The organism is Micromonospora sp. NPDC051925, from assembly GCF_044548625.1.
Lineage (GTDB): Bacteria > Actinomycetota > Actinomycetes > Mycobacteriales > Micromonosporaceae > Micromonospora.
The window spans coordinates 139,355-156,650 of the sequence record NZ_JBIUCH010000020.1 but is presented as its reverse complement, the minus strand read 5'-3'; the positions used below and the strand labels follow the sequence as shown (position 1 = coordinate 156,650).

Below are 17,296 nucleotides of genomic sequence, written 5' to 3'. Positions count from 1 at the left end.
GGCGGGGTGGCCGTCCCCGGTGACCGGGCGAGCACCGTCACGTTTCGGGCGATCGGCACCGGGAACCGACCAGAGGTAACCGGAGAGGAGAGAACCGACATGGCAACGACCACACTGCAGGGCAAGCGGATCGCCTTCCTCGCCACCGACGGCGTGGAGGAGGTCGAGTACGTCCAGCCGCGCGAGGCGGTCGAGAACGCCGGGGCGTCCGCCGAACTGGTGTCGCTCGAAGCGGGCACCATCCAGTCCTTCAACCACCTCGACCAGGGCAAGACGTACGACGTGGACGTGACGGCGGCCGACGCGGACGCCGACGGCTACGACGCGCTGGTGCTGCCCGGCGGGGTGGCGAACCCGGACTTCCTGCGTACCGACCCGGACGCGGTCCGGTTCGTCAAGGCGTTCTTCGCCGCCGGCAAGCCGGTCGGGGTGATCTGCCACGGCCCGTGGACGCTGATCGAGGCGGGCGTGGTGTCGGGACGCCGGATGACGAGCTGGCCGAGCCTGCGTACCGACCTCACCAACGCCGGCGCGACCTGGGTGGACGAGCAGGTGGTGACCGACGGCGGCCTGGTCAGCAGCCGCAACCCCGACGACCTCCCGGCCTTCTGCGCGGCGATCGTCGAACGGTTCGCCGCCGCAGAGTGACCCGCTGCCCGACCCTGATGATCAGGTGAGCGGTGTCGCCGACCCGCGTGTTCGTCGGGGTCGGGACGGGTTTTTCGGGGTCCGGAGGCATGTTCGGGGCGATCCGGGAAAGAAGGCGGGATGACCGCCCAGACCCACGGCCGCCCGGTGCTCCGGGCCCGCCAGCTCCGCCTGCTGATGTTCGGCCTGATGACCGGCATGCTGCTGGCCGCGCTGGACCAGACCATCGTCGGTACGGCGCTGCCCACCATCGTCGGCGAGTTGGGTGGGATCGACCACTACTCGTGGGTGGTGACCGCCTACCTGCTCGCCTCGACCGCCTCCACCCCGCTGTACGGCAAGATGGCCGACCTGTACGGGCGACGACCGGTCTTCCTCTTTTCGATCGGTACGTTCCTGCTCGGTTCGCTGCTGGCCGGGTTGTCCCAGAACATGACCCAGCTGATCGTCACCCGGGGGGTGCAGGGCATCGGCGCGGGTGGGCTGATGACGCTGGCGTTCACCATCATCTCGGACGTGGTCTCGCCCCGGGAGCGCGGTCGCTACCAGGGGTTCTTCGGGGCGGTCTTCGGGGTCTCCTCGGTGGCCGGGCCGCTGGTCGGCGGCTACTTCGCCGAGACCAACTGGCGGTGGATCTTCTACCTGAACGTGCCGCTGGCGATCCTGGCGATCGTGGTCTGCTACCACGTGCTGCGGTTGATCCCGTTCGAGCGCCGGGACCACACCGTCGACTGGCTGGGCGCGGGGCTGCTGGTGGCCGGGGTGAGCGCGCTGCTGCTGGCGCTGAGCTGGGGCGGTAACTCCTACGCCTGGGGCTCCGTGGTGATCATCGGGCTGTTCGTGGCGGGCGCGGTGCTCGGGGTGGCGTTCGTGCTCCAGGAGGCCCGGGTCGCCGAGCCGATCCTGCCGTTGCGGCTGTTCCGCTCCGCCACCTTCGCGTTGGCCAACTCGGCCGGCTTCGTGCTCGGTCTGGTGATGTTCGGGTCGATCATCTTCATCCCGCTCTACCTCCAGATCGTCAAGGGCGCCACCCCCACCCGCAGCGGCCTGCTGATGCTGCCGATGATGGCCGGCATCATCGTCACCTCGATCGTCACCGGCCGGGCGATGAGCCGGATCGGCCGCTACAAGTGGTTCCCGGTGGCCGGCTCGGTGGTGCTGGTGGTCGGCATGCTGCTGTTCACCCGGCTCGAGGTGGACAGCTCGCTCTGGGCGGCGTTCGGCTACATGGTGGTGATCGGTGTCGGGCTGGGCCTGTGCATGCAGTCGTTGATCCTCGGCGTGCAGAACGCGGTGGACATCCGGGACCTGGGCGCGGGGACCTCCTCGGCGACGTTCTTCCGGTCGCTGGGCGGCTCGTTCGGGGTGGCCATCCTGGGCGCGGTGCTCTCCTCACGGCTGGCCAGCGGGCTCGCCGACCGGCTACCGGCGGCGATCGCCCAGCTCCCGGCCGAGCAACGGGCGGCGGTGACGGCGGGCGGCACGGACATCTCGATCAACGACCCGGCGACCATCCTGGCGCTGCCCGGCCCGGTCCGGGCGGCCATCCAGGCGTCCTTCGTCGAGTCGCTGCACCTGGTGTTCCTGACCACCGGCCTGATCGCCCTGGTCGCCGTGCTGGTCACCTTGGCCCTGCCGAACGACCAACTCCGGGGCGCGGGCCCGCAGGGCGCCACCGGCGGCGTCGACCCGCTCGGCGGCAAGGCCCCCGCCCCCGGCGGCAAGCCCCTACCCAAGGAGACCAAGGAAGAAGCCGCCACCGACATGAACGCCAAATCCCAAACCATGCTCTAACCCCCTCCCCCACCTCCTCCCGCCCTCCTCACTCGGTGCGTGTTGATCAAGAGGTTTGCGTCAAGGAGCACGCGGCGGATGACGCAAACCTCTTGATCAACGCGACGAGGGGCGGGGCGGGGGAGGGGGAGGGGAGGGGGTTATTTGAGGATTAGGCGGTTGGTTTGTTCGAAGACGTCCAGGTCGGCGAGGGTTTGGGGGACCGAGGGGGAGAGGGGGGCGGGGAACTCGTGCCGGTGCAGGAAGGCGGCGTCGGTGGTCTCGTCGGTGACCCTTGTCAGTTCGCCGTCCCAGTCCTCGACGCGGAACGCCGTGGTGAAGATCTGGTAGGTGTGGCCGTACATGTTGGTGTTGATGTGTTCCGGGCCCGTGTAGAGGGCGAAGGCGCTGACCCGCAGGGCGCGTAGCCCGGTCTCCTCACGGACCTCGCGGACCGCGCAGTCGGCGATCGACTCGCCGAGTTCCATCGCGCCCGCCGGCAGCGCCCACTGGCCGTTGTCCGAGCGCCGGATCAGCAGCACCCGCCCGGCGTTGTCGCGGACCACGGCCCGCGCGCCGACGAACATCAGCGTCCGGTCACCGGCCAGGGCGCGCAGCTGGCCCACGTACGAGTCGGCCCAGGAGATACTCATCCGGACAATCTACGCAGCATTCCGGCGCTGGCCCAGCGGTTCCGGGGGTTCCCAACGTGTGACCGGCGACACTAGCTTGTCACCCATGCGTAGCACGATGATGGACGCCCCGCTCCAGGTCGCCCGGATCCTCGAACACGGCGTCACGGTGCACGGCACGGCCGAGGTCGTCACCTGGACCGGGGCGGAGCCCCGCCGGATGTCGTACGCCGAGGTGGGTCGCACGGCGGCCCGGCTCGCCCACGCGCTGCGCGACGAGTGCGGGGTGACCGGCGACGAGCGGGTCGCCACCTTCATGTGGAACAACAACGAGCACCTGGTGGCGTACTTCGCCGTGCCGAGCATGGGCGCGGTGCTGCACACACTGAACATCCGGCTCTTCCCCGACCAGGTCGCCTACATCGCCAACCACGCGCAGGACCGGGTGGTGCTTGTCGACTCGACGCTGATCCCGCTGCTGGCCCGGGTGCTCGGCGAGCTGACCAGCGTCCGGCACGTGGTGGTGGTCGGCGGGGCAGACCCCGAGCCGCTGCGGGCGGTCGCCGGTGACCGGGTCACCTTCCACCACTGGGACGACCTGCTGGCCGGCCGTCCCGAGCGCTACGACTGGCCGGAGCTGGACGAGCGGGACGCCGCCGCGCTCTGCTACACCTCCGGCACCACCGGCAACCCCAAGGGCGTCGCCTACTCGCACCGGTCGATCTACCTGCACTCGCTCCAGGTGTGCCTGCCGGAGGGGTTCGGGCTCGGGCCGGGCGACCGGGAGCTGGCCATCGTGCCGATGTTCCACGCGATGTCATGGGGGCTGCCGTACGCGGCGTTCCTCTCCGGCGCGTCGCTGATCATGCCGGACCGGTTCCTCCAGGCCGCGCCGATCGCCGAGATGATCGCCGCCGAGCGGCCCACCCTGGCCGGCGCGGTGCCGACCATCTGGAACGACCTGCTGGCCCACCTGGACGCCAACACCGTGGACACCTCGTCGCTGAAGGAGGTGATCGTCGGCGGTTCGGCCTGCCCGCCGGCGCTGATGCACGCGTTCGCCGAGCGGCACGGCATCGAGGTGATCCACGCCTGGGGGATGACCGAGATGTCCCCGCTGGGTTCGGTGTCCCGGGCGCCGGCCGGCGCGACCGGCGACGACGCCTGGCGTTACCGCTACACCCAGGGGCGGATTCCGGCCGGGGTGGCCGCCCGGATCGTCGGCCCGCTGGGCGAGCCGCTGCCCGCCGACGGGACGTCCGTGGGGGAGTTGGAGGTGCGCGGGCCGTGGGTGACCGCCAGGTACGTCGGCGACGACACCCCGGACGCCGAGAAGTTCCGCGACGGCTGGCTGCGGACCGGTGACGTCGGCACGCTCTCGCCGGACGGGTTCCTCACCCTCACCGACCGGGCCAAGGACGTGATCAAGTCGGGCGGGGAGTGGATCTCCTCGGTGGAGCTGGAGAACGCGTTGATGGCCCACCCGGACGTGCAGGAGGCCTGCGTGGTCGGGGTGCCGGACCAGCGCTGGGGTGAGCGTCCGCTGGCCACCGTGGTGGTCCGCGAGGGCGCGTCGACAAGTGTGGAGCAGCTCCGTGCGTTCCTCACCGGCGCGGTGGCACACTGGCAGGTGCCGGAGCGTTGGGCGGTCATCGACGCGGTCCCGAAGACCAGCGTCGGCAAGTTCGACAAGAAGGTGGTGCGTTCGCGGTACGCCGACGGCGACCTGGAGGTACGGGAGCTGGCGGGGCCGTAACACTTTTCGGCGTCTCGTCGCCGATGGGGTAGGGACGTCACTCCTGAAACATCCCTCCCCAGGGGCGGCCCCGGCGTTCGCACCGCGCCGGGGCCGCCCTTCCTCGCGGGCGACCCGCAATGTCATTGTTGCGAAACTTGCTCGCCTCTGTCCGGGTGATCGCGAAATGTCCTCGGAACTACTCCGCGGTGGCGTCGATCAGGACCTTCCCCACCACCGCGTCCTCCACCGCCTGGTGGGCGGCGGCGGCCTGGGCCAACGGATAGCGGTGCACCGGCAGGCCGGCCTCCTCGCCCACCCGTACCGCCCCCTGGGCGACCGCCGCCGCGACGTCGGTGAGCGCCTGCGCCTTGGCGGCCTTCGGCTCCGTGTAGACCAGCACGAACTGCCAGCGGGCGTTCGGTGCCATCAACGGCCGGATCGGCAGGGTCAGCTCACCGCCACCGTCGTCGGCGTACACGCAGACCGCCCCGCCGGGGCGCAGCAGTTGCACGTCGGCGGCGGCGTTGCGGGCGGCGGAGACCTCGACGATCGTGTGCACCCCGTCGGGCGTGATCTTGTGGACCTCCTCGACCACGTCCTGCTCCCGATAGTTGATCACGAAGGAGGCTCCCGCCGCCGCCGCGAGCTGGGCCTTCTCCGGGCTGCTCACCGTCGCGATGACGCAGGCGTCGGCCCAGCGGGCCAACTGGATCGCCGCGTTGCCGACCGCGCCCGCCCCGCCCTGCACCAGCACCACGTGGTCGCTGAGCGCCCCGGCGTGCAGCCTGTCCGGCACGTATTCGCCGACGGTCAGGCAGCGGTGCGCGGTGAGGAACGGAATGCCCAGGCACGCGCCGAGGTCGAACGAGGCGTCCCCGAGCGGCACCACCTGTCGGACCGGCACCACCGTGTACTCGGCGGCGGTGCCCCAGGGGCGTTGCCAGGCGGCCTCCCAGATCCACACCCGCTCACCGGTCAGGTCCCGGTCGACCCCCGCGCCGACCGCCTCCACCACCCCCGCGCCGTCCTGCCCCGGCGTCTGCCAACCGGCCGGTAACGGCTGCTGTCGACGGCTCTTCCAGTCGGTCGGGTTCACCCCGGCCACCGCCACCCGGACCAGCACCTCTCCCGGGCCCGGCTCGGGCACCGGCCGGTCGACCAGTTGGAGCACCGACGGGTCACCGGTGCGCTCGTACACGATCGTCTTCATCGAACCGTCTCCTCAGGCCGCCGGTTTGAGCACCACCTTCGAGTAGCCTTCCTCGCGGCGGTCGAAACGTTGGTACGCCTCCGGTGCCGCGTCCAGCGGCAACTCCTTGCTCACCACGAAGCTCGGCTCGGCCCGTCCCGACATGATCAGGTTCCGTAGGTACTCGTTGTAGGTCTTCACGTTGGCCTGCCCGGTTCCCATCCGCAGGCCCTTCTCGAAGAACTTGCCGACCTTGAACAGCAGTTCGCCCCGGCCGGAGTGCTCGTCCGGGGCACCCGGGTCGTGGGCCAGGTAGAGGCCGACCACACCGATCGCGCCGGTCGCCCGGACCACCTCGACGAGGCTGTTCAGCACCGCGGCCGGATGCTCCACACCGCCCGCCCCGGTGGCCTGGTAGCCGACCGCGTCGACCCCGTGGTCGGTGCCCGTCCCGTCGGTCCGGTCGAGGATCTGCGCGACCGGATCCCCCTTCGAGAAGTCGACCGGGACCGCGCCGATCGACTCGGCCAGCCGCAGCCGGTCCGACACCTTGTCCACCAGGAACACCTCGGCGGCACCCATCAGGATCGCCGAGTACGCGGCCATCAGCCCGACCGGCCCGCCGCCCATCACGGTGATGTTCTCGCCGGGTCGCAGCCCGGTCATCGCCACCCCGTGGTAGCCGGTGGGGAAGATGTCGGCGAGCATCGCGTAGTCGTTCTCGTGCTCGGTGCCGGGTGGCAGCTTCAGGCAGTTGAAGTCGGCGTACGGCACCCGCAGGTACTCGGCCTGCCCACCCCGGTACGGGCCCATCGCCACGTACCCGTACGCGCCACCGGCGAAGCCGGGGTTGACGGTGAGGCAGAAGCCGGTCTTCTGCTCCCGACAGTTGCGGCAGAACCCGCACGCCACGTTGAACGGCATCGACACCCGGTCGCCGACCCTGATCCGGCGTACCCCGGTCCCGGCCTCGACCACGGTGCCCATGTTCTCGTGGCCGAAGACGATGCCCGGCTCGGCGAGCGTGCGCCCCTCGTACATGTGCAGGTCCGAGCCGCAGATCGCGGTCGTGGTGACCTGCACGACCACGTCGTCGGGGTGCTCGATGCGCGGGTCCTCGACCTCGTTGACGGCCACCTCGCGCGGCCCCTGGTACACCACAGCTCTCATGCTCCCGACGCTAGGCGGGCCGGCCGGGTCGCGGAGGCGGTTCAGCCGAGCCCGTCCACCACCCCCGGGGTGAGGTCGTGCACCGAGGAGAGCACCACGGCGGCCAGCTCCGCCGCGTCCGGGTCCAGCGGGTACGACCCGTGCGGCACCGCGATCACCCGCATCCCGGCGGCGGCTGCCGAACGGACCCCGTTGGAGGAGTCCTCCACGGCGGCACACCGGGCCGGGTCGACCCCGAGCCGTTCGGCGACGGTCAGGTACACGTCGGGCGCGGGCTTGCCCCGAGCGGTCTGCTCGGTCGACAGGGTCACCCGGAACGCGTCGGTGAGGTCCGCGGCGGCCAGCGCCGCCGCGATCAGCCGGGTCGGCGAGGAACTGGCCAGACCCAGCGGCCACCGCGCGGCCAACCGGCGTACCACCCGGTCGGCGTCGTCGATCAGCGGTACGCGCACCGCGTACCGCCGGGCCATCTCCTCGACCACGTCGCCGGCGACCTGCTCGGCGCTCCGGTCGACGCCCAGCTCACCGCTGAGGTACTCGGCCCACTCGCCGGTGCTCATCCCCATCAGCCGACGCTGGGTGTCGGGCTGCCAGGTGCCGCCCCGCGCCGCCACGTACGCCCGCCGCACCTCCTTCCACACCGGCTCCGAGTCCACGATCACGCCATCCAGGTCGAACACCACCGCATCCACCATCACCCCCCCATCCTCCCCTCCCCCTCCCTCCCCCTCCCCCCTCCCCCTCCCACCCCACGGCACCCGGTGATCAAGAGAGTTACGTCAGAATCCGGCCTCCGGATGACACAAACCTCTTGATCACCGGGGCCTGTCGGGGGTGGGGGGAGGGGGAGGGCAGCAGGGGGGGGTGGGGGTGGGGGTGGGGGTCAGGTGGGGAGGGTGGGGAGGCCGATGGGGTTGCCTGGGGGGATGGTGGTGTGGCAGGCGCGGGCGATCGGGTCGAGGAGCTCACGGAGGCGGTCGGTGCGGTCCGGGCCGAGGGCCTGCCAGGGGCGGGTGGCGGCGCGGTCGGTGGCGTCCTCGACGGCCCGGAGGCCGCCCCGCCCCGCGTCGGTGGGCACGCCGTCGGTGGTCAGCCACCCTCGGGCGACCAGCCTGGTCCGGGCGTCGGCCCACTGCTCCTCCGTCCAGCCACGGCCGAGCAGGTGCTGCGCCGGCATGTCCCCGGCGACCCGGAAGGCCAACGTCTCGACCGGGTCGAGACCGGCGGCGACCAGGGCGGCCACGTGCCCGTCACCCCGATGCTCGCGCAGCGTGGTGGCGGCCTGCCAGAGCCGGGCCAACGGGTAGTCGCCGCGCGGCAGGGCGGCGTTGGCCGCGCCGAGCACGCGGCCGGCGGTGTCGGCCCCGGTGGCCGCCGTCTCCAACAGTTCGGCGGCCTCGGCCAGGTGCGCCTCGGGCAGCTCGTAGGTGAGTTCGGCAAGCGCCTGCACGGCCCCGGTGAGCCGGGCGCGCAACGCCTCCTCGGGGGTGGCCAGCTGCCACACCGCCGGCAGCGCGCGGCGCACCATCGGCGGGGCGAAGGTGAAGAAGGCCGCGATCACCGGGGCGGCGTCGACCGGGCCGAGCGGGGCGGCGCGGCCGGCGAAGTAGCCCCGCCAGTAGCCGCGCAGCCCGATCGCCTCATGGGCGGCGCGGGCCCGGGGATGGAAATAGGTGATCGCGTGCAGGGGTTCGATGTGCGTCCACATCAGCCGGGCGGTCCGCCCGGGAACGTCCAGCGCCGGCACGCACACCTCCACGTCGGTGAGGGGTCACCGTGGCGCGGACCGGCCGCCCACGGTGACCCCGAACCTAATGCTGGTAGGTGTCGGGCCGGAAGATCCCTGTGGTCTACTGCACCGCCAGCACGTCGACAATGAACCGCAGCGGGCCGGCCGGGGCCCCCTCACGTTGCGGCTTCTCGCCGTACGCCAGGTCGGCGGGGATGTCGAGCTGGACCCGGCTGCCGACGGTCTGACCCTGCAGGCCCTGGTCCCAGCCCGGGATGACGTTGCCCTGGCCGAGGCCGAAGGAGAACGGCTCGGACCGCTTCCAGGAAGCGTCGAACTCCTCACCGGTCCGGTACGACACACCCACGTAGTTGACGGTGATCTGCTGACCGGCCTGGGCGGCCGGGCCGGTGCCCCGGATCAGCGGGGTGGCCTTCAGCCCGGTCAGCTCGCCTTCGCCCTTGGTGGCCTGCGGCTTGGTGCAGAGCGCCTGGTCGGCCCCCTCGGGCAGCTTGGGGAAGGCACCCGCGCAGCCGGCGGGGGCGGCGGCCGGCTTCGGGTCGTCCTTCTCGCCGTTGCGGACGACCACGAACACCCCGACGATCACCGCGATGACGGCCACGCCGGCGACGGCGCCCAGCCATGCCTGCCGGCGCTTGCGCGCTTCGGCGGCCTTCTGCGCCGCCAACTGGGCGGCGAGCCGCCGCTGTGCCTTCGTCTCCGGGCCCTGGCCCTCCGAACGGTTCTCCGTACGCTCGCTCACGTCCTCGACTCCCTGCTGATGTGGGGTGGCCGGCCCGGCGACCCGGTGCCGTGGCCAGCGCACACGGTACCCGGATCGATGCCGTAGGTGGGCCGTCGCCCGCCCGCCGTGTCCTCGGATGGGGCAGCGACTCCCGTTCCTTCCGATTCTTCACCGGTGCCGGACCCGCCAGATCCACCACCGGCTGCCCGGCCCGCCGCGCCCCGCCGGCCAGGTCGCAGCCTGTGCCGACCCGCGGGCGGCTGCCGGCGGGACGGTGTTGCCGTCGTCCCGGACCATGCCCCGACCACCCGGTCAGGCGCTCTTGCGCGGGGCGGCCTTCTTCTCGGCGGTCTTCTTCGCGGGCGTCTTGGCGGCCCTCTTCGCCGGCTCCGCCTTCTTCGTCGCGGCGGTCTTCTTCGCCGGCTCCGCCTTTCTGGCCGGCTCCGCCTTCTTGGCCGGCTCCGCCTTCTTGGCCGGCTCCGCCTTCTTCGCGGCGGTCTTCCCAGTGGCGGTCTTCCCAGTGGCGGTCTTCCTGGCGGCGGTCTTCTTCGTCGGGGCCTTCGCCGCCTGCTTGGCCGACCGGGCCGACGAGATCGGCGTCGGCTCGGCGGCCCCGCCGGACGGCGCCTCGCCCCGGGCCACCCGGGCCCGCTCGACGGATGCCTTCAGCGCCGCCATCAGGTCCACCGCGGCGGCCGGCGCGGCCTCTTCCTCCACCGGCTGCACCACTTCACGCCCCTCGACCTTCGCGTCGATGACCTCCTGCAACGCCGCCCGGTAGTCGTCGGTGAAGGCGTCCGGCTGGAACTCGCCGGCCATCGAGTCGATCAGCGAGGAGGCCATCGCCAGCTCCGGCGGGCGGACCTTCAGGTCCTCGTCGAGGAAACCGAAAGCGGGGGTACGCACCTCGTCCGGCCAGAGCATCGTGTTGAGCAGCAGCACCCCCTCGCGGACCCGCAGGGTGGCCAACTGCTCCCGCTGGCGCAGCGCCACCTTGACGATCGCCACCCGCTCCGAGTCGGCCAGCGCGTCGCGCAGCAGCACGTACGGCTTGGTGGCGGCACCCTCCGGCTCCAGGAAGTACGCCTTGTTGTAGAGGATCGGGTCGACCTGCTCGGCGGGGACGAACTCCAGCACGTCGATCGCCCGTGAACTGGTCAGCGGCAGGTCGGCGAAATCCTCGTCGGTCAGGATCACCAGCTCGCCGCCGCCCAGGTCGTACCCCTTGGCGATGTCGTCGTAGCTGACCTCCTCGCCGCAGACCGAGCAGGTGCGCTTGTAGCGGATCCGGCCGCCGTCGTCCCGGTGCACCTGGTGGAACCGGATGTCCTTCTCCTCGGTGGCCGAGTAGAGCTTCACCCCGATCGAGACCAGCCCGAACGACACCGCCCCCTTCCAGATCGCCCGCATCCCGTGCTCCTCTCACCGCCCTGACCAGGATCGCAAACGATCGAAGCCCCTGCACCACGTTCCGTAGGCAACTACATTCGGAGCGTGCCCGGCGCACCGTTGAAGCCGATGCTCGCGACGACCGGGCCGCTCCCGGTGGGCGCCGGCTGGGCGTACGAGTTCAAGTGGGACGGGGTCCGGGCGCTCGCCGACCTGGTCGGCGGCCACCCGCACCTGTACGCCCGTTCCGGCGTGGAGATCACCGCCGCGTACCCGGAACTGGTCACCCTGGCCGAGCAGGTCGACGACGCGCTGCTCGACGGTGAGGTGGTGCTCTTCGACCCGGCCGGGCAGCCCTCGTTCACCGCCCTCACCGAGCGAATGCACGTGCGGGACCGGGCGAAGGCGGCCCGGCTGGCGGCCACCATCCCGGTCACGTACATGATCTTCGACCTGTTGCGGTGGCGCGGTGAGGACCTCACCGGGTGGCCGTACCACGAACGGCGGGCGGCGCTCGACGGCCTGGGGCTCGGCGCGGCCCGGTGGGCGGTGCCGCCCTCCTTCGCCGACGGCGCGGCCACCTACCAGGCGGCCGGGGAACACGGGCTGGAAGGGGTGCTGGCCAAGCGGGTCGACGCGGCCTACCGGCCCGGGGTGCGCTCGCCGGACTGGGTGAAGGTCAAGCTGGAGGTGACCGGCGACTTCGTGGTCGGCGGCTGGCGGCCCGGCGCGCGGAAGATCGGCGGGCTGCTGGTCGGGGTGCCCCGCCCGGACGGCCGGCTCACCTACCGGGGGCGGGTCGGCGGCGGGATCGGCGCGGCCCTGGAACGGGAGCTGCTGCGCGAGCTGGAACCGCTGCGTACCGACGGCTCGCCGTTCGCCGCGGACGTCCCGCGCGACGACGCCCGGGGGGCGCTCTGGGTGACCCCCCGGATCGTGGTGGAGGTCAAGTACGGCCAGCGCACCCCCGACGGGCGGCTGCGGTTCCCCCGGATCCTGCGGCTGCGCCCCGACAAGCCGCCCGAGGAGGTCGAGGATGCCTGAACGGTTGAAGGTCGAGGTGGCCGGCCGGGCGCTGGAGCTGTCCAACCTGGACAAGGTGCTCTACCCGGAGGCCGGCTTCACCAAGGGCGAGGTGATCGACTACTACACCCGGATCGCCCCGGTGCTGCTGCCGCACCTGGCCGACCGGGCGCTGACCCGGATCCGGTTCCCCAACGGCGTCACCGGAGGCTCGTTCTTCGAGAAGAACGCCCCCGCCGCCACCCCCGCCTGGGTACGCACCGAGACGCTGCCGGTACCCGGTTCGAGCAAGGGCCGGGAGACCATCGACTACGTGGTCGCCGACGACCTGCCCACCCTGGTCTGGCTGGCCAACCTGGCCGCCCTCGAACTGCACACCCCGCAGTGGCGGATCGGTACCCACCCGGACCTGATGGTGGTCGACCTCGACCCCGGCCCGCCGGCATCGTTGCCGCAGTGCTGCCAGGTGGCCCTGCTGCTGCGCGACCGCCTCACCCTCGACGGGGTGGCGGCGTACCCGAAGACCTCCGGCAAGAAGGGCATGCAGCTCTGCTGCCCGATCGGCGGCACCCAGGACGCCGACCTCGTCTCCGGCTACGCGAAGCGGATCGCCCAGGAGCTGGAGCAGGCCCACCCGAAGCTGATCGTGTCGCGGATGGCGAAGAACCTGCGGCCCGGGAAGGTCTTCATCGACTGGAGCCAGAACAACGCGGCGAAGACCACGGTGGCGCCGTACTCGCTGCGGGCCCAGTCGATGCCGGCGGTGTCCACGCCGCTGACCTGGGACGAGGTCGAGGCGGGGGCGGCGGGGAAACGGCCTGCGGCGAAGCCGTACACCGCCGGGGAGGTGCTGCGACGGGTGGAGAAGTGGGGGGACCTGCTCGCCCCACTGCTCGACGGCGGCCCCGCGCTGCCGAAGGTGAAGTGAGCCGGCCCGACGCTGACGTCGGCGTGCCGCCTCGGAGTACGGAGCGTCACGTGACTGACCGTCGCAGTGGGCGGTACCGTCCGAAGTGGTGGCCGTGGCACCGGTCAGGCCGCCAGCCAGGCCGACAAGCCCGGGAAGGTCGCCCATGCCCCGTCGTCCCATCCCCGCAGACCGGCAGCTCGACGCCGCTCGCATCGACGCGGAGCGGGTCTGGCGGGCGATGATGGACACCCCGATGTCGACGCGTCCCGTTGCGGCGGCCACCACCGAGCAGGTACGTCGGGAGTCCGCGCTCGTGCGGGGCCTCTACGGGCGGTGCGACTACGCCGGAGCCCTACGCCGACTCGTGGACCTGGTCCCGGCGATGCACAGCCTGACCGACCGGCGGGTGGCGCTGGCAGAAATGGTGCCGGTGTACGGCGTGGCGATGGGATCGCTGCTCAACGTCGGCTACCCGGCGCATGCCTGGTTGGCCGCCGAGCGCTGCGCCGAGGCGGCCGGGCTGCTCGACGACCCGGTTGCCGCCGGGGTGGCCGCCGCCAACCGGGCCCGCGTCTCCGCCTACTCCGGCGCGTACGGTCCGGCCGGCGCCCTGTGCGACGCGGCCGGTGCCGACCTCGCGGGCAGCGCGGCGGACAGCGCTCTGGACGTGCTCGGCTTCCTCCACCTGGCCAGGGCGCATCACCTGGCCGGGCTGCGGGACCAGGCGCGGGCCGAGGACCATCTCGCCGAGGCGGCCAGGATCGCCGCGCACACCGAGGAGACCACGAGCTGGGATCTGGACTGGGGTCCACGGAACGTCGCACTGTGGCGGATGGCCTACCAGCTCGACACCGGCCGCCCCGACCTGGCGCTGACGACGGCCGCGAGGGTGGATGCCGCAAGCTTGCCCCCGGTACGGCAGGTGTACTTCTGGCTCGACATGAGCCGGGCCACCGAAGCTGTCGGCCAGGACCGGGAAGCCGTGCGGATGCTGCTCACCGCCGAGCGGGTCGGCCCGCAGCACGCCCGGTCGTCGGTATCCGCCCGGGAGACCGCCAGGGCGCTGCTCCGTCGGGGTGCGACCTCGCCGGAGCAGCGCGGCCTCTGTGAACGGATGAGCCTGACCGTGCGGTAGTGGTGCGTAGATGTGCCAGCCGATCATGTGCGCTTCATAGCGTCCCCGCCACGGCGGCATGGCCGGGGTGGGTTCTGCCTCCAGAAGTGGCTCGGCAGTGGTCGGTGCGCAGAGTGGTGGGATGGCAGCGGATCGTCACTGCACGTACCGTCAATGTCCAGGGCTCTGTATGGGGGCCGTCAACCTCAGGCAGGAGGAGCCATGGGCGACTACATCGGACTGCGGGTGGCAGTCTGGCGTGACGCTGCTGGCATGACGCAGCAGCAGCTCGCCGACCGGGTGGGAGTGAGCGCCGCCTACATTTCAATGATCGAGTCGGGCCGGCGGCCGGTCACCAAACGCTCCAGGCTCATCGCCCTGGCCGGTGCCCTCGGAGTCAGCGTCACCGACCTGACCGGACAGCCGCACCAACCTCGCAGCGAGGATGACCTCGCCATCTACACCACCGTGCCGGCGCTGCGCGGGGCCCTCGACGACGACCCTGACGTGCCGAATCGGCCGTTGGACCCTGCCGTCCTCGGCGCGGCGGTAGATCAGGCGATGGCGGCCCGGATGGCCTGCGACTACAAGGCGCTGGCTCGGCTGCTGCCCGGCCTGGTCGCGGACACCCGGCAGCTTGTCGAATCCGGGCACCAGGACGGGCCGAGACTGTTCGTCCGGGCTGCCGTGACGACCGTGCTCGCTGTCAAGCCGTTCGGCTACATCGACTTGGCGGCGCGATACGCCGAACGCGCAGAGGTGGTTGCCGCGTTGGCCGGCCCCGCCGAGCTGGCGGCCAGCCGATTCGCCGTCGCGCAGAGCGCCCTGTCGTCCGGCACCCACGGCGGCCGACGCCGCTCGCTCGCCCTGGCTGCAGGTGCGGCCGAGCAACTCGGGGACATCGGCGACGCGGAGACCTTGACCTGGTACGGGATGCTCCACCTGCACGCGGCCATGTCGGCCGCCTCGCTCGACACCGGTGACCCGGACGGGCACCTGGCAGAAGCCGAGAGTGCCGCACGCCGCGCCGGATCGGACCCGTGGCGAATGGAGTTCACTCCGGCGAACTGCGGAATCTGGCGGGTGGGTGTGGCGGTCGAGAACGGAACGCCGGAGCGTGCCCCGGAGCACGCACGGCGAGTCGACCGTTCTCAGGTCCGTACCGCGAACCGGCGATGCCGTCTGCACCTGGATGCAGGCCGGGGGTGGTACGCGGCCGGCGACCAGGAGCGGGCCATCCTCTCGTTCCTGGAAGCTGACACGGCGTCACCGGCGGAGCTGAGGTCGCGGCCGAGCGTCCGAGAGATCGTGGGGCAGATGGTCAGGGACGCGCGGCGGCGCGGCTCTCCCGAGCTGCGGGATCTGGCGGTCCGCATCGGCATCGACCCACTGGACCCTGAGCCGAACGCAATCTAACTGACTGTTAAGCCACCGTCACTCAAGCGAACCTACCGTCGGAATCGAGAGGCGACAGGGCGTCCACCGGACCAGTCCGAGCGCCCGCCGTAGTCGCCTCTCGTGAAGACGGGTGCGAGGCAGGATGCCTCCGTGCCCCGGCCAGCGGGGGTGACGATGCGGAGTCGTGGCGACGAGCCGGAGGCGAGTCGGGGCGAGCAGGTGCAGGCGGCCGAGCGGGAGGCGGCGAGGCAGCGGCTACTGGCACAGGCCGAGGCGGAGCGCGTACCGGTGGAGGAGACCACCCGGGCGGTGCCGGACCGACGGTGGCGTCGTGGTCGGTGACGACCTGCCGATAGGGCGGCGGGTGGCGCACTGGCGGGTGCGGCGCAGGTTGACCCAGCAGATGCTCGCCGACCGGCTGGGCAAGTCGAAGAGTTGGGTCGACAAGGTCGAGCGGGGCGTCCGCGCCCTCGACAAGTTCTCAGTCATCCGCGACATCGCCGAGGTGCTGCGGGTGGACCCTTCGGCGTTGACCGGCGAAGACATCGCGTCGGTGGCGACCGCTGATGCCGTCGACGGGGTGGACGGCATCCGGGCCGCGCTGGCCCAATACGACGTGCTGTGGGCGGGCTCCGGCGATCGACCGGCGCTGCCGGCCGGCGAACTGGACCGGCGGGTGGGGCACGCCTGGCTGTCGTACGAGCACGCCGACTATCCACGGCTGGTGCGGATGCTGCCGGGCCTGCTCGGCGACGCCCAGCGCAGCCAGGCTGCCGACGACGGGGACGAGACGACAGCGCTGCTCGTGCAGTCGTACCGGATCACGGCGTCGGTGCTGGTGAAGCTCGGCGAACCGGAACTGGCCTGGCTGGCCGCCGACCGGGCGATGGCGGTCTCCTGCGGGGACCGGCAGTTGACGGCGGTCGCCGCGATCCCCCTCGGGCAGGCGCTGCGGGCATCGGGGCGGGGCCGGCTGGCGATGGCCGTGACGATCGCCGCCGCACGCCGCGTCACCCCGGCCGCACCACCTGACCTGTCGTTGTGCGGTGCGCTGCTGGTGGAGGCGGCCTTGGCCGCCGCGACGTGCGGTGACGCGCAGAGCACCGAGGAGCTGATCGACCAGGCGGCGAAGATCGCCGGACGGGTCGGCGACAGCCGCGACCACCACCGGACCAGCTTCGGACCGGCGACGGTCGAGGTGGCCCGGGTGACGGCGGCGGTCGCGCTGGGCGACGGCGGTACGGCGGTCACCTGGCACGAGAAGGCGGTCAGTGGGAGCGGGTGGAAACTGCTGCCGGCCGAACACCGCGCCGCGCACCTGGTCGACGCGGCACAGGCGTACCTGCACGTCGGTGACCTGCTAAGGGCGGGCCGCGCGCTGGTCGACGCCGACCGGACCGCACCGGCCGAGGTCCGCTTGCGGCCTGCCGCCCGTACGGTGATCGCCCATGTCATGCGCGGCGGCCCGGCACCGGCCGGCGTGGCGAACCTGGCCGCGCTGGTCGGCCTGACCAGGTGACCGCGCCGTTCCTGTCCCTGGCGCAGATCCGTAACCGGCTCACGCTGACAGCCCGGACGATCCTGCGCGAGCACCGACCGGGGCGGGATGGTCGCTGCCCGGTGTGTCGGGCGGCGTACTGCCCGGCGGTGATCCTCGCGCGGGAGGTTCTGGCTGCTCTCGGGCAGCCCGGCGAGTGAGATCCCAGGGAGGTGGGGACGTGTTCGACCACGGATGGGCGTGAGCTGCCGGAATCACCCCCGCATGCGCGGGGAGCAGAGGCATATCCCGGCCTACCCGATGTTCCGGACAGGATCACCCCCCGCATGCGCGGGGAGCA

17 protein-coding genes are annotated in these 17,296 nt (G+C 72.0%); 10 read left to right on the top strand and 7 right to left on the bottom strand.

Annotated elements, in window-relative coordinates; genetic code table 11:
- Positions 1 to 99: 99 nt before the first annotated feature.
- Positions 100 to 648 (top strand): type 1 glutamine amidotransferase domain-containing protein, encoded by a 549-nt coding sequence (locus ACIG87_RS25400; protein WP_396853779.1) that lies wholly within the window; start codon positions 100 to 102, stop codon positions 646 to 648.
- A gap of 120 nt (positions 649 to 768) precedes the next feature.
- The gene (locus ACIG87_RS25395) at positions 769 to 2,442 is read left to right on the top strand and encodes an MDR family MFS transporter (protein WP_396853778.1); all 1,674 of its coding nucleotides are present in this window, start codon (positions 769 to 771) and stop codon (positions 2,440 to 2,442) included.
- 140 nt (positions 2,443 to 2,582) lie between these two features.
- On the opposite strand, the gene ACIG87_RS25390 is transcribed toward ACIG87_RS25395, so the two are convergent.
- Positions 2,583 to 3,074 carry an NUDIX domain-containing protein gene (locus ACIG87_RS25390; protein WP_396853776.1) on the bottom strand — a complete coding sequence of 164 codons (492 nt, stop codon included), beginning with the start codon at positions 3,072 to 3,074 and terminating at the stop codon, positions 2,583 to 2,585.
- Positions 3,075 to 3,159: 85 nt separating this feature from the next.
- Here ACIG87_RS25390 and ACIG87_RS25385 point away from each other — a divergent pair, with 85 nt between their 5' ends.
- Positions 3,160 to 4,809 carry a fatty acid--CoA ligase gene (locus ACIG87_RS25385; RefSeq protein WP_396853774.1) on the top strand — a complete coding sequence of 550 codons (1,650 nt, stop codon included), beginning with the start codon at positions 3,160 to 3,162 and terminating at the stop codon, positions 4,807 to 4,809.
- A gap of 178 nt (positions 4,810 to 4,987) precedes the next feature.
- On the opposite strand, the gene ACIG87_RS25380 is transcribed toward ACIG87_RS25385, so the two are convergent.
- The 6 genes from ACIG87_RS25380 to ACIG87_RS25355 all read right to left on the bottom strand — a co-directional run bounded on the left by ACIG87_RS25380 (position 4,988) and on the right by ACIG87_RS25355 (position 11,034).
- Positions 4,988 to 6,001, bottom strand: a complete 1,014-nt coding sequence (locus ACIG87_RS25380; RefSeq protein WP_396853772.1) for an NADPH:quinone reductase — start codon at positions 5,999 to 6,001, stop codon at positions 4,988 to 4,990.
- 12 nt (positions 6,002 to 6,013) lie between these two features.
- Complete coding sequence (locus tag ACIG87_RS25375) at positions 6,014 to 7,150, bottom strand: glutathione-independent formaldehyde dehydrogenase (RefSeq protein WP_396853771.1); 1,137 nt, start codon at positions 7,148 to 7,150, stop codon at positions 6,014 to 6,016.
- A gap of 41 nt (positions 7,151 to 7,191) precedes the next feature.
- Positions 7,192 to 7,845, bottom strand: a complete 654-nt coding sequence (locus ACIG87_RS25370; RefSeq protein ID WP_396853800.1) for an HAD family hydrolase — start codon at positions 7,843 to 7,845, stop codon at positions 7,192 to 7,194.
- Positions 7,846 to 8,033: 188 nt separating this feature from the next.
- The gene (locus tag ACIG87_RS25365) at positions 8,034 to 8,858 is read right to left on the bottom strand and encodes a hypothetical protein (RefSeq protein WP_396853798.1); all 825 of its coding nucleotides are present in this window, start codon (positions 8,856 to 8,858) and stop codon (positions 8,034 to 8,036) included.
- A gap of 142 nt (positions 8,859 to 9,000) precedes the next feature.
- A complete protein-coding gene (locus tag ACIG87_RS25360) occupies positions 9,001 to 9,642 on the bottom strand; it encodes an FKBP-type peptidyl-prolyl cis-trans isomerase (RefSeq protein WP_396853769.1) in 642 nt (213 codons plus the stop codon).
- Positions 9,643 to 9,936: 294 nt separating this feature from the next.
- Positions 9,937 to 11,034, bottom strand: coding sequence for a Ku protein (locus ACIG87_RS25355; protein WP_396853767.1), 1,098 nt, complete (start codon positions 11,032 to 11,034; stop codon positions 9,937 to 9,939).
- Between the two features lie 84 nt (positions 11,035 to 11,118).
- On the opposite strand from ACIG87_RS25355, the gene ligD (ACIG87_RS25350) reads away from it, so the two are divergent.
- From ligD (ACIG87_RS25350) to ACIG87_RS25320, 7 genes are all read left to right on the top strand, one after another.
- Positions 11,119 to 12,057, top strand: coding sequence for a non-homologous end-joining DNA ligase (gene ligD / locus ACIG87_RS25350; RefSeq protein WP_396853765.1), 939 nt, complete (start codon positions 11,119 to 11,121; stop codon positions 12,055 to 12,057).
- Positions 12,050 to 12,964: a non-homologous end-joining DNA ligase gene (ligD, locus tag ACIG87_RS25345; protein ID WP_396853763.1), complete on the top strand. Its 915-nt coding sequence runs from the start codon at positions 12,050 to 12,052 to the stop codon at positions 12,962 to 12,964. Before ligD (ACIG87_RS25350) ends, ligD (ACIG87_RS25345) begins: the two co-directional genes overlap by 8 nt.
- Before the next feature lie 145 nt (positions 12,965 to 13,109).
- Positions 13,110 to 14,081, top strand: coding sequence for an XRE family transcriptional regulator (locus ACIG87_RS25340; protein ID WP_396853761.1), 972 nt, complete (start codon positions 13,110 to 13,112; stop codon positions 14,079 to 14,081).
- 153 nt (positions 14,082 to 14,234) lie between these two features.
- Positions 14,235 to 15,476: a helix-turn-helix domain-containing protein gene (locus ACIG87_RS25335; protein WP_396853759.1), complete on the top strand. Its 1,242-nt coding sequence runs from the start codon at positions 14,235 to 14,237 to the stop codon at positions 15,474 to 15,476.
- 156 nt (positions 15,477 to 15,632) lie between these two features.
- Positions 15,633 to 15,800, top strand: coding sequence for a hypothetical protein (locus ACIG87_RS25330; protein WP_396853757.1), 168 nt, complete (start codon positions 15,633 to 15,635; stop codon positions 15,798 to 15,800).
- Positions 15,790 to 16,977, top strand: a complete 1,188-nt coding sequence (locus ACIG87_RS25325; RefSeq protein ID WP_396853756.1) for a helix-turn-helix domain-containing protein — start codon at positions 15,790 to 15,792, stop codon at positions 16,975 to 16,977. Before ACIG87_RS25330 ends, ACIG87_RS25325 begins: the two co-directional genes overlap by 11 nt.
- Positions 16,974 to 17,156: a hypothetical protein gene (locus tag ACIG87_RS25320; protein WP_396853754.1), complete on the top strand. Its 183-nt coding sequence runs from the start codon at positions 16,974 to 16,976 to the stop codon at positions 17,154 to 17,156. The genes ACIG87_RS25325 and ACIG87_RS25320 overlap by 4 nt, the downstream gene beginning before the upstream one ends.
- Positions 17,157 to 17,296: the final 140 nt, after the last annotated feature.